This is a genomic window from Paenibacillus sp. fava2, from assembly GCF_058313675.1.
The window spans coordinates 3,085,803-3,101,423 of sequence record NZ_CM177755.1; the positions used below are offsets into that span (position 1 = coordinate 3,085,803).

18 protein-coding genes are annotated in these 15,621 nt (G+C 51.5%); 14 read left to right on the forward strand and 4 right to left on the reverse strand.

Going from position 1 to position 15,621, the window contains the following annotated elements:
• The first annotated feature begins 5 nt into the window (after positions 1-5).
• The gene (locus AC4G46_RS13125; protein WP_491128322.1) at positions 6-851 is read left to right on the forward strand and encodes a LysR family transcriptional regulator; all 846 of its coding nucleotides are present in this window, start codon (positions 6-8) and stop codon (positions 849-851) included.
• Between the two features lie 74 nt (positions 852-925).
• Here AC4G46_RS13125 and AC4G46_RS13130 read toward each other — a convergent pair whose 3' ends face one another.
• Positions 926-1,543 carry a nitroreductase family protein gene (locus AC4G46_RS13130; RefSeq protein ID WP_491128323.1) on the reverse strand — a complete coding sequence of 206 codons (618 nt, stop codon included), beginning with the start codon at positions 1,541-1,543 and terminating at the stop codon, positions 926-928.
• A gap of 322 nt (positions 1,544-1,865) precedes the next feature.
• Here AC4G46_RS13130 and AC4G46_RS13135 point away from each other — a divergent pair, with 322 nt between their 5' ends.
• The 13 genes from AC4G46_RS13135 to AC4G46_RS13195 all read left to right on the forward strand — a co-directional run bounded on the left by AC4G46_RS13135 (position 1,866) and on the right by AC4G46_RS13195 (position 13,526).
• Positions 1,866-2,309: a DUF1641 domain-containing protein gene (locus AC4G46_RS13135; RefSeq protein ID WP_491128324.1), complete on the forward strand. Its 444-nt coding sequence runs from the start codon at positions 1,866-1,868 to the stop codon at positions 2,307-2,309.
• Positions 2,310-2,353: 44 nt separating this feature from the next.
• The gene (locus tag AC4G46_RS13140) at positions 2,354-3,532 is read left to right on the forward strand and encodes an NAD(P)/FAD-dependent oxidoreductase (protein ID WP_491128325.1); all 1,179 of its coding nucleotides are present in this window, start codon (positions 2,354-2,356) and stop codon (positions 3,530-3,532) included.
• A 223-nt stretch (positions 3,533-3,755) separates the two neighbouring features.
• Positions 3,756-4,385 (forward strand): SGNH/GDSL hydrolase family protein, encoded by a 630-nt coding sequence (locus tag AC4G46_RS13145; protein WP_491128326.1) that lies wholly within the window; start codon positions 3,756-3,758, stop codon positions 4,383-4,385.
• Between the two features lie 158 nt (positions 4,386-4,543).
• Positions 4,544-5,545: a YhfM domain-containing protein gene (locus tag AC4G46_RS13150; protein ID WP_491128327.1), complete on the forward strand. Its 1,002-nt coding sequence runs from the start codon at positions 4,544-4,546 to the stop codon at positions 5,543-5,545.
• A 27-nt stretch (positions 5,546-5,572) separates the two neighbouring features.
• Positions 5,573-6,319, forward strand: coding sequence for a type I methionyl aminopeptidase (gene map, locus AC4G46_RS13155; protein WP_491128328.1), 747 nt, complete (start codon positions 5,573-5,575; stop codon positions 6,317-6,319).
• Between the two features lie 135 nt (positions 6,320-6,454).
• Positions 6,455-7,039 carry a DJ-1/PfpI family protein gene (locus AC4G46_RS13160; RefSeq protein ID WP_491128329.1) on the forward strand — a complete coding sequence of 195 codons (585 nt, stop codon included), beginning with the start codon at positions 6,455-6,457 and terminating at the stop codon, positions 7,037-7,039.
• Between the two features lie 17 nt (positions 7,040-7,056).
• Positions 7,057-7,854, forward strand: coding sequence for a hypothetical protein (locus AC4G46_RS13165; protein WP_491128330.1), 798 nt, complete (start codon positions 7,057-7,059; stop codon positions 7,852-7,854).
• 61 nt (positions 7,855-7,915) lie between these two features.
• A complete protein-coding gene (locus tag AC4G46_RS13170) occupies positions 7,916-8,338 on the forward strand; it encodes an Rrf2 family transcriptional regulator (protein ID WP_491128331.1) in 423 nt (140 codons plus the stop codon).
• Between the two features lie 459 nt (positions 8,339-8,797).
• Positions 8,798-9,184 carry a hypothetical protein gene (locus AC4G46_RS13175; RefSeq protein WP_491128332.1) on the forward strand — a complete coding sequence of 129 codons (387 nt, stop codon included), beginning with the start codon at positions 8,798-8,800 and terminating at the stop codon, positions 9,182-9,184.
• Between the two features lie 163 nt (positions 9,185-9,347).
• Positions 9,348-10,211 (forward strand): VOC family protein, encoded by an 864-nt coding sequence (locus tag AC4G46_RS13180; protein ID WP_491128333.1) that lies wholly within the window; start codon positions 9,348-9,350, stop codon positions 10,209-10,211.
• A 14-nt stretch (positions 10,212-10,225) separates the two neighbouring features.
• Positions 10,226-10,861 carry an NAD(P)-dependent oxidoreductase gene (locus AC4G46_RS13185; protein ID WP_491128334.1) on the forward strand — a complete coding sequence of 212 codons (636 nt, stop codon included), beginning with the start codon at positions 10,226-10,228 and terminating at the stop codon, positions 10,859-10,861.
• 107 nt (positions 10,862-10,968) lie between these two features.
• Positions 10,969-12,993, forward strand: coding sequence for a Na+/H+ antiporter (locus AC4G46_RS13190; RefSeq protein WP_491128335.1), 2,025 nt, complete (start codon positions 10,969-10,971; stop codon positions 12,991-12,993).
• Positions 12,994-12,995: 2 nt separating this feature from the next.
• On the forward strand, positions 12,996-13,526 hold the full coding sequence (locus tag AC4G46_RS13195; protein WP_491128336.1) for a GNAT family N-acetyltransferase: 531 nt from the start codon (positions 12,996-12,998) through the stop codon (positions 13,524-13,526).
• Between the two features lie 97 nt (positions 13,527-13,623).
• Here the strand turns inward: AC4G46_RS13195 and AC4G46_RS13200 are convergent, their stop codons facing one another.
• The 3 genes from AC4G46_RS13200 to AC4G46_RS13210 all read right to left on the reverse strand — a co-directional run bounded on the left by AC4G46_RS13200 (position 13,624) and on the right by AC4G46_RS13210 (position 15,570).
• Positions 13,624-14,046, reverse strand: coding sequence for a threonine/serine exporter family protein (locus tag AC4G46_RS13200; RefSeq protein ID WP_090717707.1), 423 nt, complete (start codon positions 14,044-14,046; stop codon positions 13,624-13,626).
• A gap of 30 nt (positions 14,047-14,076) precedes the next feature.
• Positions 14,077-14,844, reverse strand: a complete 768-nt coding sequence (locus AC4G46_RS13205; protein ID WP_491128337.1) for a threonine/serine exporter family protein — start codon at positions 14,842-14,844, stop codon at positions 14,077-14,079.
• Between the two features lie 144 nt (positions 14,845-14,988).
• A complete protein-coding gene (locus AC4G46_RS13210; protein ID WP_491128338.1) occupies positions 14,989-15,570 on the reverse strand; it encodes a YitT family protein in 582 nt (193 codons plus the stop codon).
• Between the last annotated feature and the right edge of the window lie 51 nt (positions 15,571-15,621).

The following is a 15,621-nucleotide window of genomic DNA, read 5'->3' on the forward strand; positions in this document are numbered from 1 at the left end:
ATTGTATGGAAAGCCAGGATTTAAGGATTTTTAAAGCTGTTGCGGAGCTGCAGTCTATTTCCAAAGCGGCTGATAGATTAGATTACGTCCAGTCGAACATCAGCCAGCGGATAAAAAATCTGGAGGTTGAACTAGGTGTCCCTTTATTCAGCCGCAATAACCGTGGGGTGACCCTGACTGAGGAGGGAAGCAGATTGCTGGACTACACCGATCAAATTTTAGGCTTAATGGAGGAGGCCAGATCGTCAGTCAACCCGGAAAAATGGAAAACTACACTGGCTATAGGTGCTCCGCAGACGCTCTCTGCTGTCCGTATTCCCCGGTTATTGTCTTCCTTTTTGCAGGATAACAGGATCGATATCAGGATGAAAACGGATCGTGCGGAGCGGTTACAGGAAATGCTCCAGTACGGGGAGGTAGAGGGGGTTTTTGTAAATGGTACATTCAATAACGTTCTCTTTACACCGGTATATACTTATGATGAAAGAGTCGTGGTCATTTCCCCCAAACCTGGTGAGCATAGTAATGAGCTTCTCGGGCATCATTTGATCATTAACAGTGATCAGAACTGCGTGTATAGAAGGAAGTTATTGGATGTTTATATGAAAAAAAAGGAGTCAATCAACCAGACAGTTATGGAATTTGACTCCCTGGAAGCAATTCTGCAGGCGGTTAATGACGGACTGGGGATCAGCGTTATTCCGGCAGACATTGCCTACAGCCGTAAGGAGCTGCAGTCCGTTCAAATGGAGGAGCTTCCGGATCCGGTCAGGGTCAGCTTTATAGTAAAGCAGGGCAGAAAGCAATCCCGGCCATTAAAGCAGTTCATCCGTTTTTTAGAGGAGAGCTGAACAGAAAAAAAGCCTTCCGCGTCATGACGGAGGGCTTTTTGGCATATCCTACAATTCATACAGCAGGAGCAGAATCAGATGAATTCCACGAATTCATTAACAGGCTTGCGGTAGCCGCGCGGTCTGATTTTGTGCTTGTTGTCCTTGCCGATTGTTATCATCAGGACGGGAACAAGATTGTCCGGCACTTGGAGTGTTGCATTGACCGCCTCCGGTACAAATCCGATCATCGGGCATGTATCCCAGCCTCTGTCCTTGGCAATCAGCATGAACTGCATAGCGGAGAGGGAGGCATTGCGGATTGCTTCATCGCGCTGGAAGGCTTCGTTGCCTTCATAAGCATCGTTGATAGACTGGATGGTGCTGTCGTATTCCTCCTGGCTCATGGCGCCGAGCAGCTTCAGACCGCTGTAGATCTCCGGCGCCTGCAGGTAGGCATTTTTGTCCCCATACACGACAATCACAGCAGAAGCGGTATGTACCTTATACTGATTATAAGCATCCTTCCGGATCTGCTCCTTGACGGCCGGATCGGTAATCACCTTGTAATGGGTGTGCTGCAGATTGTTGCTGGAAGGAGCCAGGCGGGCAAGGGAGAACATCTCCTCCAGCTCTGATTTGGTAATCGTAACACCTTCAACAAAATTCATGGCGGATCTGCGGGCTTGAACTAAATCTGAAAAAGTACTCATTGTTATGCCTCCGTTAGCTTATGTATTGGTTAATAAAAATCAATAGCTGATGTTTTATAATAAACTTACATTTAGTTACTTGCTAAAGATAGCATGGTGTGTGTGGATCGTCAATGCTTTTAAGCATGGATTCATAAATTTTTTTATAAAAAGAAGAAAATTCGAGAAAACGACATTATAGAAGTGATTATTATCACAAAATAAGGTTAAACGGGTAAAAACTTTGTGACATATTTAACAAGAACGGTGGTATAATAGGCACACTGACTTTGTGAGTTAGATTAGAAAAACGCAGTTATGTCAATGTGAAGGAGAGACTAAAATGTCAGAAACGATTACGCAAACAGTGCCTGAACAGGAGCAAGCGGCAGCCGCAGCAAAGAACCCAAAGGAGGATCTGCTGGAGCAGCTGCTGAAGCCGGAGGTTCAGGAATCGCTGACGCTGCTGGTGCAGGAGCTGCCTAAGCTTACCCAAATGGTCGGAGTATTATCGAAATCCTTTGATTTTGTACAGGCGGTTGCAACGGATGAGGTACTCAAGAATGATACAGTTGGTGCTATTAAAGAAATTGCCGAGCCGGTTGTAGGGTCGGTTAAAAACATGGCAGCTACCATTATTGAAGCAAAAGACCGGGCCGAGGCAAGTACGGAAAACATCAGCCTGTTTGGCATGATGAAAATGATCAAGGACCCTCAAGTGCAGAAGATGCTTCGTTTCATGAACGCTTATCTTCAAGTCAGCGGCGAACGCAGCACGCAGAAATAGCCTGAATACCAAATTATCACACATGTATGGACGGAGGAAATAGAATGTCAAAACATATCGTAATTCTGGGTGCAGGGTACGGCGGCTTGCTGAGCGCGCTGACTGTACGTAAATATATGAGCAAAGCAGAAGCAAAAGTTACCGTGGTCAATCAATACCCGACCCATCAGATCATTACGGAGCTTCACCGCCTGGCTGCCGGCAGCATCGCGGAGAAGGCCATTGCCATGCCGCTCGTTAAGCTGTTTGCCGGCAAGGATATTGATCTCAAAATCGCCAAGGTAAAATCGTTCTCTGTGGACAACAAGCAGATCAGCCTGACTGACGGCTCAACCCTGTCTTATGATGCGCTGGTTGTCGGCCTTGGCAGCATAACCGCTTATTTCGGAATTCCGGGCCTTGAGCAGTACAGCATGGTCTTGAAATCGGCAGAGGATGCCAAGAACATTCATGCCCACATTGAAAATAAAATCGCTGAATATGCGAAAAGCAAAAATCCGGCGGATGCAACCATTCTGATCGGCGGCGGCGGCCTTACCGGTGTCGAGCTGGTTGGTGAAATTGCCGATGTACTGCCTAAGCTGACCAGAAAGTACGGGGTTGATCCTAAGGAAATCAAGCTTCTGCTCGTTGAAGCCGGTCCTAAGATTCTGCCGGTACTGCCGGATCACCTGATCGAGCGTGCGACAGCCAGCCTTGAAGCACGCGGAGTACAGTTCCTGACAGGCCTTGCTGTAACCAACGTTGAAGGCAATACCATTGACCTCAAGGATGGACAAAAGATCGTTGCCAATACTTTCGTCTGGACCGGAGGGGTACAGGGTAATCCGCTGGTCGGCGAATCCGGGCTTGAGGTCAACCGCGGACGGGCGACTGTCAATGATTATCTGCAGTCCACCTCGCACAAGGATGTATTCGTCGCCGGAGACAGCGCCGTTTACTTCGCGGCTGACGGCCGTCCATATCCGCCTACTGCCCAGATCGCATGGCAGATGGGTGAGCTGATCGGATACAATCTGTATGCAGCCCTGAACAACAAGACGCTGGAAACCTTCAGCCCGATCAACTCGGGGACGCTTGCCAGCCTTGGCCGTAAAGACGGGGTAGCTATTATCGGAGGCAGCTCGACTCCGCTCAAAGGCCTTCCTGCAACCATGATGAAGGAAGCCAGCAATATCCGTTACCTGACTCACATTAAAGGCCTGTTCAGTCTGGCTTATTAATTCTTAGCCGCGCTGTAATCCTTAAAGGCATCTATACAGCCCCCTCAATCATCCTGAAGCATGCATGCCAGTACAGGCACAGGAGATATGAGGGGGTTTTGTGTTTTAGTCAGCTTGTTATTGTATTTCCGGGTTATGGAAAATATCCGCTGTACTATTCTTCTCCCTTTGCTATAATAGCCTTGTTTATATCAATCTAATTCCGTATAGGAGGATTTGAGATATGGGGTTCAAAGACAATGACGTGATCGTATTTATCGGCGACAGCATTACGGACTGCGGACGGGATTACAATGATGCCGGGTCGCTTGGAAGCGGTTACGCTCTGATGGCAGCCGCCCGGCTTGGGCTGCAGTATCCGGAGAAGAAGCTGACGGTATATAACCGCGGGATTAACGGCAACCGGGTGACCGATCTGCAGCGCCGCTGGGACAAGGATTGCCTGGAGCTGAAGCCGGATTGGGTATCGGTCTATATCGGAATCAATGATACATGGCGCTGGTATGATTCAGGCTTTGAGACAACAGCAGCAGAATTTGAAGCCGCTTACCGGGATCTGATTGAACGGACCAAGGCGGCGACGGATGCCAGGCTGGTGCTGGTTGAGCCGTTCGTCCTCCCTGTGCCGGAGGACCGGAAGGGCTGGCGCACGGATCTGGACCCGAAAATTCATGTGGTGCGTTCGCTGGCAAGGGAATTCGGTGCAGTGCTAGTCCCGCTGGACGGTTTGTTCGCGGCCGCATCAGTCAAGGCGGAGCCTGCTTTCTGGGCGGGTGACGGCGTTCATCCTTCTCCAGCCGGCCACGCTCTGATCGCCGAGGCCTGGCTGAAAGCGGTTGGAGCTATCCGGTAGCCACATACAGCTACGAATGACAAAAGACTGATCCGACAGGTTAACGCTGCGGACCGGTCTTTTTTTGGCTGGCAGCCCGGCGGTTACGCTGTTTATTTTATTATGCTGCCGGAGACTGTTATAATGGAAGGATACATATGGACTTGGAGGTGGAGCCTGTGAGACGGCTTCTGCTTATCGTGCCTGTGTCATTGATTATTGTATTATCCGGCTGTGCCAATGATTTGGGTTATATTAATGCCCGGTGGATCAGTGAGGTTTCGCTTGTTTATCATGCTTTGGATCATGAGAAGACGGCTGTCCCGTTTGATTCCAGGTCCTTTACCGATACCGTATTTATTAAAGATGTTGCTGATGCCATGAACCAGAGCAAAAGGATACCGGGAGACTTGGATTATGATGCTGATTTTCGGATGAAGCTCACTTATGGTGACGGATATACCGAGGATTATATTTTGGCGCTTGGTGGAGCCGCCGGCAATCCGGGCTTGCTGCTGTCAGCAGACAGGAGCAGTACAGGGTATACCATACCGGCCAAGTATGCCGACAGGCTGCGGGCGGTCATTTTTGGCAGCGGGACGCAGGCAGTTGCTGGAGCTGTACCATTGCAGACGGACATTGCCATCGACAGTCCCTTCACCATATCACGTAATCCGCTGCTTCAGGTAGCTGGCATACCCGGATACTTGAATCTGGAGCTGATCAGAGGCATGTACCGGGAGGACTGGAATGCACTCTCACCGCTTGCGGGCAGAAGCTGGAGCGGCGATTTCCGCCTGAGCATTACAGGTGAAGATGGAGGGCTTCTGCACACTTTTCCATTAAGTGATCAATATAATGAAGGATTAGAATTTAATGATTTGTTTCAGATTGAATTCGGTGATTATAACGGCGACGGCAATCCGGATTTTACGATTGGGCAATACGGCTCAAGCAATGGTAACGTTTATAAGCTTTTTACGATCAACAAGGATTACTCTATTCAGGAGCTGATCGTTGAGCGGACTCCGGAGCTGTTTATCAGCAGCCCTGCAAGGTATTCCGTGAAGTTGACCGAAACCGCAGAGGGCTTTACGTCAAGCCATTATGACAATTCAACCGGCCGGCAGGCGGTTTATTCGTACCGCTGGGATGGCGCTGTGTTTCAACGGGTTCAATGAAGCTATTTAACTAAAGGACGTGGACAGATGACAAGCGATAATGATCAAGATTTGCAAGGACTTAAGGCAGCAGGTAAAGTGGTCGGACATACAATTGCCGAGATGAGGAAGCAGGTAGTGCCCGGTATGACAACGGCCGAGCTTGACGGGATTGGCGCAGCGCTGCTGGAGCGGTATGGCGCGAAATCGGCACCAAAAGTAACCTATGATTTTCCGGGGAGCACCTGTATCAGTATTAACGATGAGGTGGCTCACGGGATTCCCGGCCCGCGGGTTATCCAGCCGGGTGACCTGATTAACATTGATGTCTCGGCTGTGCTGAACGGATATTATGCGGATGCCGGAGTCTCCTTTCAGCTCCCGCCCTATAATGAGAAGCTGCTTCACCTGTGCCGCAGTACAGAAGAGACTATGATGAGTGTGATCAACCATCTGCGGGCGGGGATGAAGGTCAATGAAATCGGCCGTGTGATGGAGCTGGAAGCCGGTAAACGCGGCTATAAGGTCATCCGCAACCTGTGCAGCCACGGGATCGGCAAAGCGCTGCATGAAAAGCCGTTTGAAATTCTGCCGTTTTACAATCCGCGTGTAACGACGGTGCTGAAAGAGGGCCAGGTCATTACGGTGGAGCCTTTCCTGAGTACCGGGGATGATTTCGCGGAACAGCAAAGTGACGGATGGACCCTCAGCGTCAAGGGGGGCAGCCGGGTTGCCCAGTTTGAGCATACGATTATCGTGACCAAGGGCAAGCCGATTATTTTGACAAGCGCGTAAGAGCTGCACGCTATAAGGCGGCGTTAAGTTTTACAGATATGCATCTGGGGCTGTACCGGTAGTCAGGTTAAGGGCTGTCCGGGACAGCCTTTGTTGTTTTACTTAAAATAACTGCGTGGAAAGGGGAGAGTCAGTGTGAAAATGGCTTTTATTCTTTTCGATGGAGTAACGTTTCTGGATTTCGCGGGCTTCTATGATGTGATTTACCGGCTGGGGCAGTTTGAGGCCGGGCAAGGGCTGGAATGGGATATTTGCGGCATGCGGGAAGAAGTTTCGGATGAATTGGGTTTAACAGTTAAAGTAGGACGGGTGCAGCCTGATTTATCAGGTTATGACCTTATTTTTGTACCGGGTGGTCTTGGAACCAGAAAACTCCGGGATGACGCTGATTACATAAAGTGGCTTCAGAGCGCAGCGGAGGTTCCCTATAAAATTTCTGTATGCACCGGTTCGCTGCTGTTAGGCGCCGCCGGTTTTCTGGCTGGACGCAGTGCAACCTCACATCCGTCTGCCTATGAATTACTGGCGCCCTACTGCAGCAATGTTGTGAAAGCCCGGATCGTTCATGACGGTAACATCATAACTGGCGGAGGTGTCTCGACATCCATTGATCTTGGATTATATGTGTTGTCACTTCTGGCCGGTGAGGAGGCTATGCTGACGGTGAAGCAGCAGATCGACTACCCCTACGTTACACAGGGAATTGTTCAGAGACAGTGATAACATTTCGTGAAGGGATGATGGATATGCGTAATAAGCAGGAAGATACCGTGCCGTTACAGGAGTGGACCCATAACCGGGAGAGCTGGCCTCTGCTGAAGGAATACTTGCAGCTCCGCAGCGGCCTGCCCGGACCGCGGGCCAATCTGGAGCTGGCAGCCCGGTTCGCCCGCGGGTATGCGGGAGCGGAAATATCGGACACGGCATGGATTCTGTTGACGGAATGGGCGGAAGATTCCGGTGAATATTTGCCGTTTTGTGCTGTACAGGCTTGTGCTGTCCATTATCCCTTTGCGGATAGCCTTCGGCACGGCCTGATTAAGCAGATGCTTAAACGGGCAATGAACGATGCCAGGTGGCGGATCCGTGAGGCGGCGGCAATTGGACTGCAGTATATTGGCGAGTATCATTTCCCTGATCTGCAGGAGCTGCTGGACAGCTGGCGGCCGGAGGCGACGATGCTGGAACAGCGTGCCTTTATGGCTGGCCTGGCTCATCCGCCACTGCTCAAATCAGGGGATCAGGCACAATACAGCCTGAATTTGGCCGCGGAAATCACAGATGTAATCCTGAAAGGTCGATCAGCCGGATATGATTCCGAACACTTCCGGGTATTGTCCAAGGGGCTGGAGTATTGCCTGAGCCTGTTCGTAGCCGCTGAACCGGAAGCGGGCTTCGCCCTGCTGGGCAGGCTCGCGGCAAGCGGTGATGAACGGATGATCAGAATTGTGAAGAGCAACCTGTCCAAGGCCAGACTATCCAAAAAGTATCCCGCACAGGTGGAAGAGCTGCTGGCGGGATTGACATCTGTCTGAAATGTAACTATTATAGTTGCATCTATAGCTTTTGTCTGAAGGCTTCAAAGGAGAGATACCCATGAACATCAGCACCCGATTTGCGGTTGCTATTCATATTTTGACGTTAATAGACAGCAATAAGGAAGGCAAGAGCACATCCGAATGGATTGCCGGCAGTGTGAACACCAATCCGGTGGTCATCCGGCGGCTTACCGGCATGCTGAACAAGGCCGGACTGGTGGAGGTCCGGCCAGGTGTGGCAGGTGCCAAGCTTACGCGCAGTGCGGCAGAGATTACTCTTTTGGATATATACCGGGCCGTTAATGCTGTAGAGGAAGACAGCCTGTTCTCCGTGCATGATCATCCAAATCCGGAGTGTACTGTCGGCAAAAATATCGCAGGTGCGATTGTGCCGGTCTTTTCCATGGCCCAGAAGGCAATGGAGAAGGTGCTGCAGGAGGTTACGCTCGATCAGATTGTGGACCAGATCCCGGCTGTCTGATAGCGGCTGGAACCATGTGCCGGTCCTTATGGAATTCCTCTAAAAGTAATTGTAGCAAAAATGTGACAATTTCTAAATTTAAGTTGGCTTTCAGCAGGATTTTATCTGATTTTAAGGTTTGGGTAGTATAGTTGAGGTCTCCACCCCCCAGTGGATGCATTACCGTTAGATCCTGTCGTGCCTCGGCAGGGTCTATTTGTTTTGTAACAGATGGATTATTCTTTTTATCAAACCTTTACCTGCGGTTCATGTGATTTTAAGCTTCGGGCATTATAGTAATCACATGACCCCCTTATAATAGACTTTGACCCTGCCGGGCGCCGGCGGGGTCCTTTTTTTTGACGGAAACATGAGGGTATACACTTTATTCCAAAACCTGTAAACTGGCACAAGGGAAGCAGAAAAACGGTTTGCTGACCGAATATGCCGGAAGAATGGGATAAGGAGAATAGGATACATATGAAAAGTAATACGTTTGTGATGCTGGGTGCGAGTCTGATGCTGAGCCTTTCTTTTATTACAGGATGCCTGATTATCAGCAATGAAAGAGCTGAAAGCAGCGATAAGGCTGCACAAGCAGCGGCAGTACAGGCACAGCTGGAAGCCAAAGAGATATTGACACTCCAGGAAACGGCGCAGCTGTTGAATCTGCAGGAAGAACAGGTGACCAACATTATTAAGGCCGAAAATGCCATTCTCAGCAATAACGGCGTGTATATCGGAAAGCGGCTGCCTTTTTTTAGGGTCGATAATGAATTTATTTTCAGCAGGACGGAGTTGTTGGGGTGGGTACAAGAAATGGCTGTGGAGAACCGGATTTATCAGGGAAACCAAAGGATCAGATAGCATTTCGTAAAAGTAATTGACAAACTTTTGGGGCGCAACTATACTAAAGTTAGTTAAAGTGTAACGGTGACAGTTACAAGTGCATGGCAATAGTAGCTGAGGTTAACACTAAGCCGTAGAATACCGGATTTAACGGAAGCGGCTATTTCAGGAGGGGTTTACCATGACGGCAACAGCAATTTTGCATGAGGGCACACAGATTGGTCTGGTTCAGATTAGAGTAAGCGATCTTGAGCGGTCGCTCGCTTTTTATCAGAATGTGATTGGATTGCAGGTTTTGCGCCAAAGCGGGCGGGAAGCAGAATTGACAGCGGACGGGCAGCAGGTGCTGCTGGTGCTGCGGGAGATTGAACATCCGCAGTTGTTAAGACGCAAGCAGGCAGGGTTATATCACTTCGCCATTCTGCTTCCGGACCGCCCTAGTCTTGGCCTGGTGCTTCGCAATCTGATCGCTTCGGACATAGAGGTAGGGCAGGGTGACCATCTGGTAAGCGAAGCGCTCTATATTCAGGACCCTGACGATAACGGGATCGAGCTTTACCGGGACCGCCCGCGTGATACGTGGAAGCGTGATGCTGCCGGAGATTACATTATGACAACTGATCCCGTCGATGTGGACGGATTGCTGGCCGCTTCGGAGGGCTTAACGTGGAACGGGCTGCCTGCAGGAACCGTAATCGGGCATGTGCATTTTCATGTGGGCAGCCTTGCGGAAGCGGAGAAATTCTATGTGGCTGCGCTTGGCTTTGAGCCAACCACCCGTTACGGGAATTCGGCTCTGTTCATCTCGGCCGGCGGGTATCATCACCATATGGGGCTGAATGTCTGGGCCGGCCAGGGTGCGCCGGCGACTCCGCAGAGTGCCCCGGGGATCGATTACTTCACCCTGCAGCTGCCTGACAGACAGGAGATTGCAGCTGCAGCGAAGCGGGTGCGGGAGGCCGGATATGATGTAACGGAGACGGCAGACGGAGCTATTTTGACAGATCCATGGAACATCGGAATTCATTTAATTGTGCAGAACTAACAGGAGGAACGATTATGAAAATTGCAGTTATTGGAGCAGGCGGCAAAGCCGGAAGTGAAATTGTAAAGGAAGCACTCCACAGAGGACATGAAGTAACAGCCATTGTACGCAGTGCCGCGAAGGTAACGGATAGCAGAGCCGCTGTATTGGAAAAGGATGTTTTTGATCTGACAGCCGGCGATCTGAAAGGATTTGATGCTGTTGTAAATGCCTTCGGTGCTCCGTTTGGCCAGGAGCATCTGCATGTGGATGCCGGAAATGTTCTGATTAACGCACTGAAAGATGTACCGGGAACACGGTTGATCGTTGTCGGCGGGGCAGGCAGCCTGTTTGTTGATGAAGCCCAAACGACCAGAGTGGTAGAGACTCCCGGCTTCCCTGACTTTGTTAAGCCGACTGCGCTGAATCAGGGCAAAAATCTGGAGATTCTGCAGGGCACGGAAGGCCTGAAATGGACCTTTGTCAGCCCGTCCGCGAACTTCGCAGTTGGAGCCAGAACAGGCTCATATGTTAAGGGTAAGGATCATCTGCTGGTCAACTCCAAGGGCGAAAGCTATGTCAGCTATGCCGATTATGCGATCGCCATTGTAGATGAGATAGAGCAGCCGGAGCATGTTGGCGAACGGTTCACCGTTGTATCGGAATCATAATCCGCGAAGAAATAATTAGATTGCAGGAGGCATAGCCGGGTGATGCGGTTATGCCTCCTTTTGGGATATAATAAGGTGTAAAATCGTGGGATCGGAGCTGATGCAGCTTGGAGACTTTTCTTGCCGTACTTTTACTGCTGGGACTGATTGCAGTATCCAATGTTGTGAACAGGTTCATTCCGTTTGTGCCGATTCCCCTGATCCAGATCGGGCTTGGTGTCATTGCGGCACTGGTCCCGACGGGGATACATATGCATTTTGAACCTGAGCTTTTCTTTGTGCTGTTTATTGCCCCGCTTCTGTTCAATGACGGCAGGCGGACGCCCCGCGGCGAGCTGTGGAATTTGCGGGCGCCGATTCTGCTGCTGGCGCTTGGCCTGGTCTTTGTAACCGTTATTGTGGCGGGATACGCGATTAACTGGATGATTCCGTCGATTCCGCTGGCGGCAGCCTTTGCGCTGGCGGCCATCCTGTCGCCGACCGATGCGGTAGCGGTCGGTTCGCTGGCCGGAAGGGTGCATCTGCCGGGCAGCATCCACCGGATTCTGGAGGGAGAATCGCTGATGAATGACGCCTCCGGGCTGGTCGCCTTCAAATTTGCGATTGCCGCTGCGGTTACCGGCGTGTTCTCACTGCCCAAAGCGGCATTAAGCTTCGTGCTGATTGCAGCAGGCGGTCTGCTGCTGGGAGCGGTTTTGTCTTTTCTGCTGATCCGTCTGAGCGTTTTTCTGCGCCGGTTCGGCATGGAGGACGTTACTATGCATGTGCTGCTGCAGATTCTTACGCCCTTTATCATCTACCTGATCAGCGAGGAGGTTGGGGTATCCGGTATCCTTGCTGTTGTCGCCGGCGGTGTGGTCTATGCGATTGAGAAGGACCGGGCAGCTTCACCGCAATATAAACTTCAGCTCGTATCGGCCAGTACCTGGTCAGTGCTTCTGTTTGTCCTGAACGGTCTGGTCTTTCTCATCCTTGGGGTGTCGGTACCGGATGTAATTGAGGTCATTTACCGGGATGAATCGCTTGATAATTTCAAGGTGTTCGGTTATGTTTTGGCTATTACTGCACTTTTGATCGTGCTGCGCTTTGTCTGGGTCTATCTCTATTCCCTGGTTGAAAGTCTAAGGTTTAAAGAGAAACGGACACCGCTCAAATCCCTGCTGATTACCTCTATTTCCGGGGTACGGGGAGCCGTTACACTGGCGGGGGCCTTTTCCATACCGCTGGCTCTTGGAGACGGAACGCCATTTCCGGAACGAGATCTCATTATCGCGCTGGCAGCAGGCGTCATTCTGATGTCGCTTGTCATTGCCAGCATCCTGCTTCCGCTGCTGGCAGGTGAAGAAGAAGCAACGGTTCTCCAGGCACCGGGCAGGGGGAATGCCGAACTGGCGGCAAGATCGGTAGTCATTGATGCCGGGATGAGCATGCTGCGCAGTCTGGTCACCGAGACAGGTGAGCGTGCGAATCAGCCTGCCCTGCTGGAGTTCACCGACAAGATTGACCGCATTTGTGCGCTCAGGGCAGACAACGATCCGGCAGCCGAGAAAATGCGCCGAATGAGCGTTGAAGCCCGGCTCAGCGGAATTGAGGCGGAGCGGACCGAGCTGCGGCGGATGACGGAGAACGGGACCATTCCGGCACCCGTCGCGGTGAAGATGGAGGAAATGCTGGACCATACGGAGTCCATTCTGTGCCAGCGTTTTGACACGCATGTGAAGTTTTCACTTGCTGAGCTCCAGCGGCTGTTCTCCGGCTTGTTTACCGGACGGCTGGGCGGTGAAGACGGGCGGCAGGCCATACAGAATGCCGAAGAAGCCCGCAAAGCCAAGATCGCCATGTGCCAGGCGGCAGTCAGTGCCGTCAGCAGCGGCATCAACGCAGAGAACCGTGAAGCGGCGCAGCGGGTTATTCATAAGTATGAGCAAATCGAATCACGCCTGGAACAGGGCGAAGGCTGGAGCAAAGACGGGGTTATTGACGATCAGAAGCTGGAGCTGAAGCTGAAGGCGATCCAGGAGCAGCGTGACACGGTGCAGCAGATGTACCAGACCGGGGCGATCAATCTCAAGATTGCCGGCAGGCTGCGGCGGTTCGTAGATCAGTTAGAGACATCAATCTGGGAGGATTAACTGTGGGGGAAAGAGCAATCGCTGCGGGTGGTCTGGCTTTTGAGGAGATCACTGAAGAGCATCTGGCAAGTGTGCTGGATATATATAATTATTATGTGCTGAATACGACCATTTCGTTTCATACAGAGCCTCAGACGCTGGAGGAAATGAGACAGTCGGTATTAAGCGGTGATCCGCGCTATAAATCATATGCCATCCTGCAGGATGGCAGCTTGGCGGGTTATGTGCTGATTGCCAGACATAAGAACAAACAGGCCTATGATACATCCGGTGAGATCAGCATCTATCTGCAGCCGGGGTGCGGCGGACAGGGCATAGGCGGTCAAGCGCTAAAGTTTATTGAGCAAAAAGCGGCCGAACTCCGGTTCCACGTGCTTGTCGCCACAGTCTGCGCAGACAATGAGCCCAGCCGCCGTTTATTCACAAGGCACGGCTATGAGCAGAGTGCCCTGTTCAGAGAAATCGGCCATAAATTTGGCAGATGGCTGGATATTGCCAGCTATCAGAAGATTATAGGGCAGGCTTCGATCTGACCGGAAGCAGTTCCAGCCCTTTTAAAAGCTAACCCGAATAAAGTCCGCCTGCAGCCGGGGGTATTCCCTGCCTGCAGGCGGACTTATTTGCTTGTATCTATATCCTTCTCCGGCGGAACATCTGGCCCAGCACTTCGCTGAGCACCAGACCGGTAGCGATCGCGCCAGAGAGCAGCAGAGCCTGTACACCGTATTGAATCGCCTGATTGTTGTCGTTCTCCACAAACTTGCGCATGGCATCATAAGCCAGTCCGCCGGGGACGAGCGGAATGATACCGCCGACGCTGAAGATGATGACCGGCATTTTGTAGGTGCGGGCAAAGAACTGGCTGATTACCCCGACAACGACGGTAGCCAGGAAGGTGGCGACCACCGTATCGAGCTGCTTGTCCAGCTCCAGATACAGCACCCAGCCAATCATTCCGGCGAACCCGCACTGCAGCAGCGCCCGTGCCGGCGCATTGAACAGAATGCAGAAGGCGGCAGCTGCGAAAAAGCTGGTAACGAATTGCAGAATCATGAACGATAGACCTCTTTCACCCCGTATATTTTAGAAAAGCGACAGCACAAGCCCGATGCCGGTACCGATGGCGAACGCAGTCAGGAAGGCGTCAGCCCCCTTGGACAGGCCGGATACCAGATGGCCTGCCATCAGATCGCGGACTGCGTTTGTAATAAGCAGCCCGGGAACAAGCGGCATGACCGAGCCGATAATAATCTTGTCCATTTCCTGGCCGATTCCGGCTCTGACCGAAAGGAAAGCCAGCAGGCCGATCAGAAAGGAGGCGGAGAACTCGGCGAAGAACCGGATCTGGACAAGCCGGTGCAGCCAGGTAGCTGCAGCAAAGCCCAGTGCGGAAACCAGCAGGGCCGGAAGCGCGTCCCAGAGGCTGCCCTTGAACATGACAGTGAAGCAGGAGCCGGTTACGGCAGCAGCTGCGATCTGCATCCAGGCCGGGTAGGCATGGGCGGCGTCATCCACGGCCCCCAGGCGTTCGCGGGCTTCGGCTGCTGTCAGCTGGCGCTCACTGAGCCGGCGGGAAATATCGTTGACCTCCGATACTTTCTTCAGATCGGTAGTCCGTTCCGCAATCCGGAACAGCTTCACCGGCTCTGTCCTGCTTGTAGTAAACATGATAACCGTCGGGGTCACATAGCTGTGGGCTCCCGGAAATCCCAAGGCTGCAGCCATCCGGGACATGGTATCCTCCACACGGTAGGTTTCCGCTCCGCTTTGCAGCATGATTTTACCGGCCAGCAGGCACAGGTCGACGATGTCATGCGCGGAAGTGTTGCTGTTGTTGCTAGTGCTGTCCAACTTCGTTAGATCCTCCCCTGGAATGTTATATATCCGATTGTCGCCGCAATTCCGAAAAAGATCAACCCTTAATCATCCCCATCAGAAAAAAGATAAATTTTAACGGACCAATTTTGATTTATTTTGCTGGAGTGACCCGATCATTCAATTATCCAGAGTCCATAATCCTGTTGCTACCCCACCGGCTATAATGGTGAGAAGGGAGTGGAAGAAGGTTTCTTTGGAAATCAAAAGTCCGCCCGCTCCGATAATCACAATATCACTCAGAAATATAAGCACCCCGACATTAAGCGGAATATACCGTCTCATAAACTTGGCGAGCAGATCTGTCCCGCCTGTACTGGCTTTATAGCGCAGCATCAGCCCGAGACCGCTGCCCATAAGAAAGCCGCCGATGATTGCGCTGGAGATGGAGCCGATCTCGATATAATACAGAAAATAATACTGAAGCGGTGCGAGCAGCTCAATTAAAAAGGAGGAAGCCAGGAGGCCGGCTATGCTGTTGTAAAAAATATCCCGCTCTTTTAGCCAGGCGAGCAGGAATATGGGGAGGCTGCAGCAGATAACAGCCAGTCCGATCTTGATGCCGCTTATGTAATTGATAATCAAGGCAATGCCGATTACTCCGCCATCCAGTATTTTGTAGGGGACCAGAAAAAAGTTGGTTGCGGCTGCAATAAGCAGGCTCCCCAGCAGAATAACCGCAAACCGAAAAAATGGACGCATATTCAACATCTCCACAAGTAAGGCATGTCTTAATGAATATGCGGGAAACTG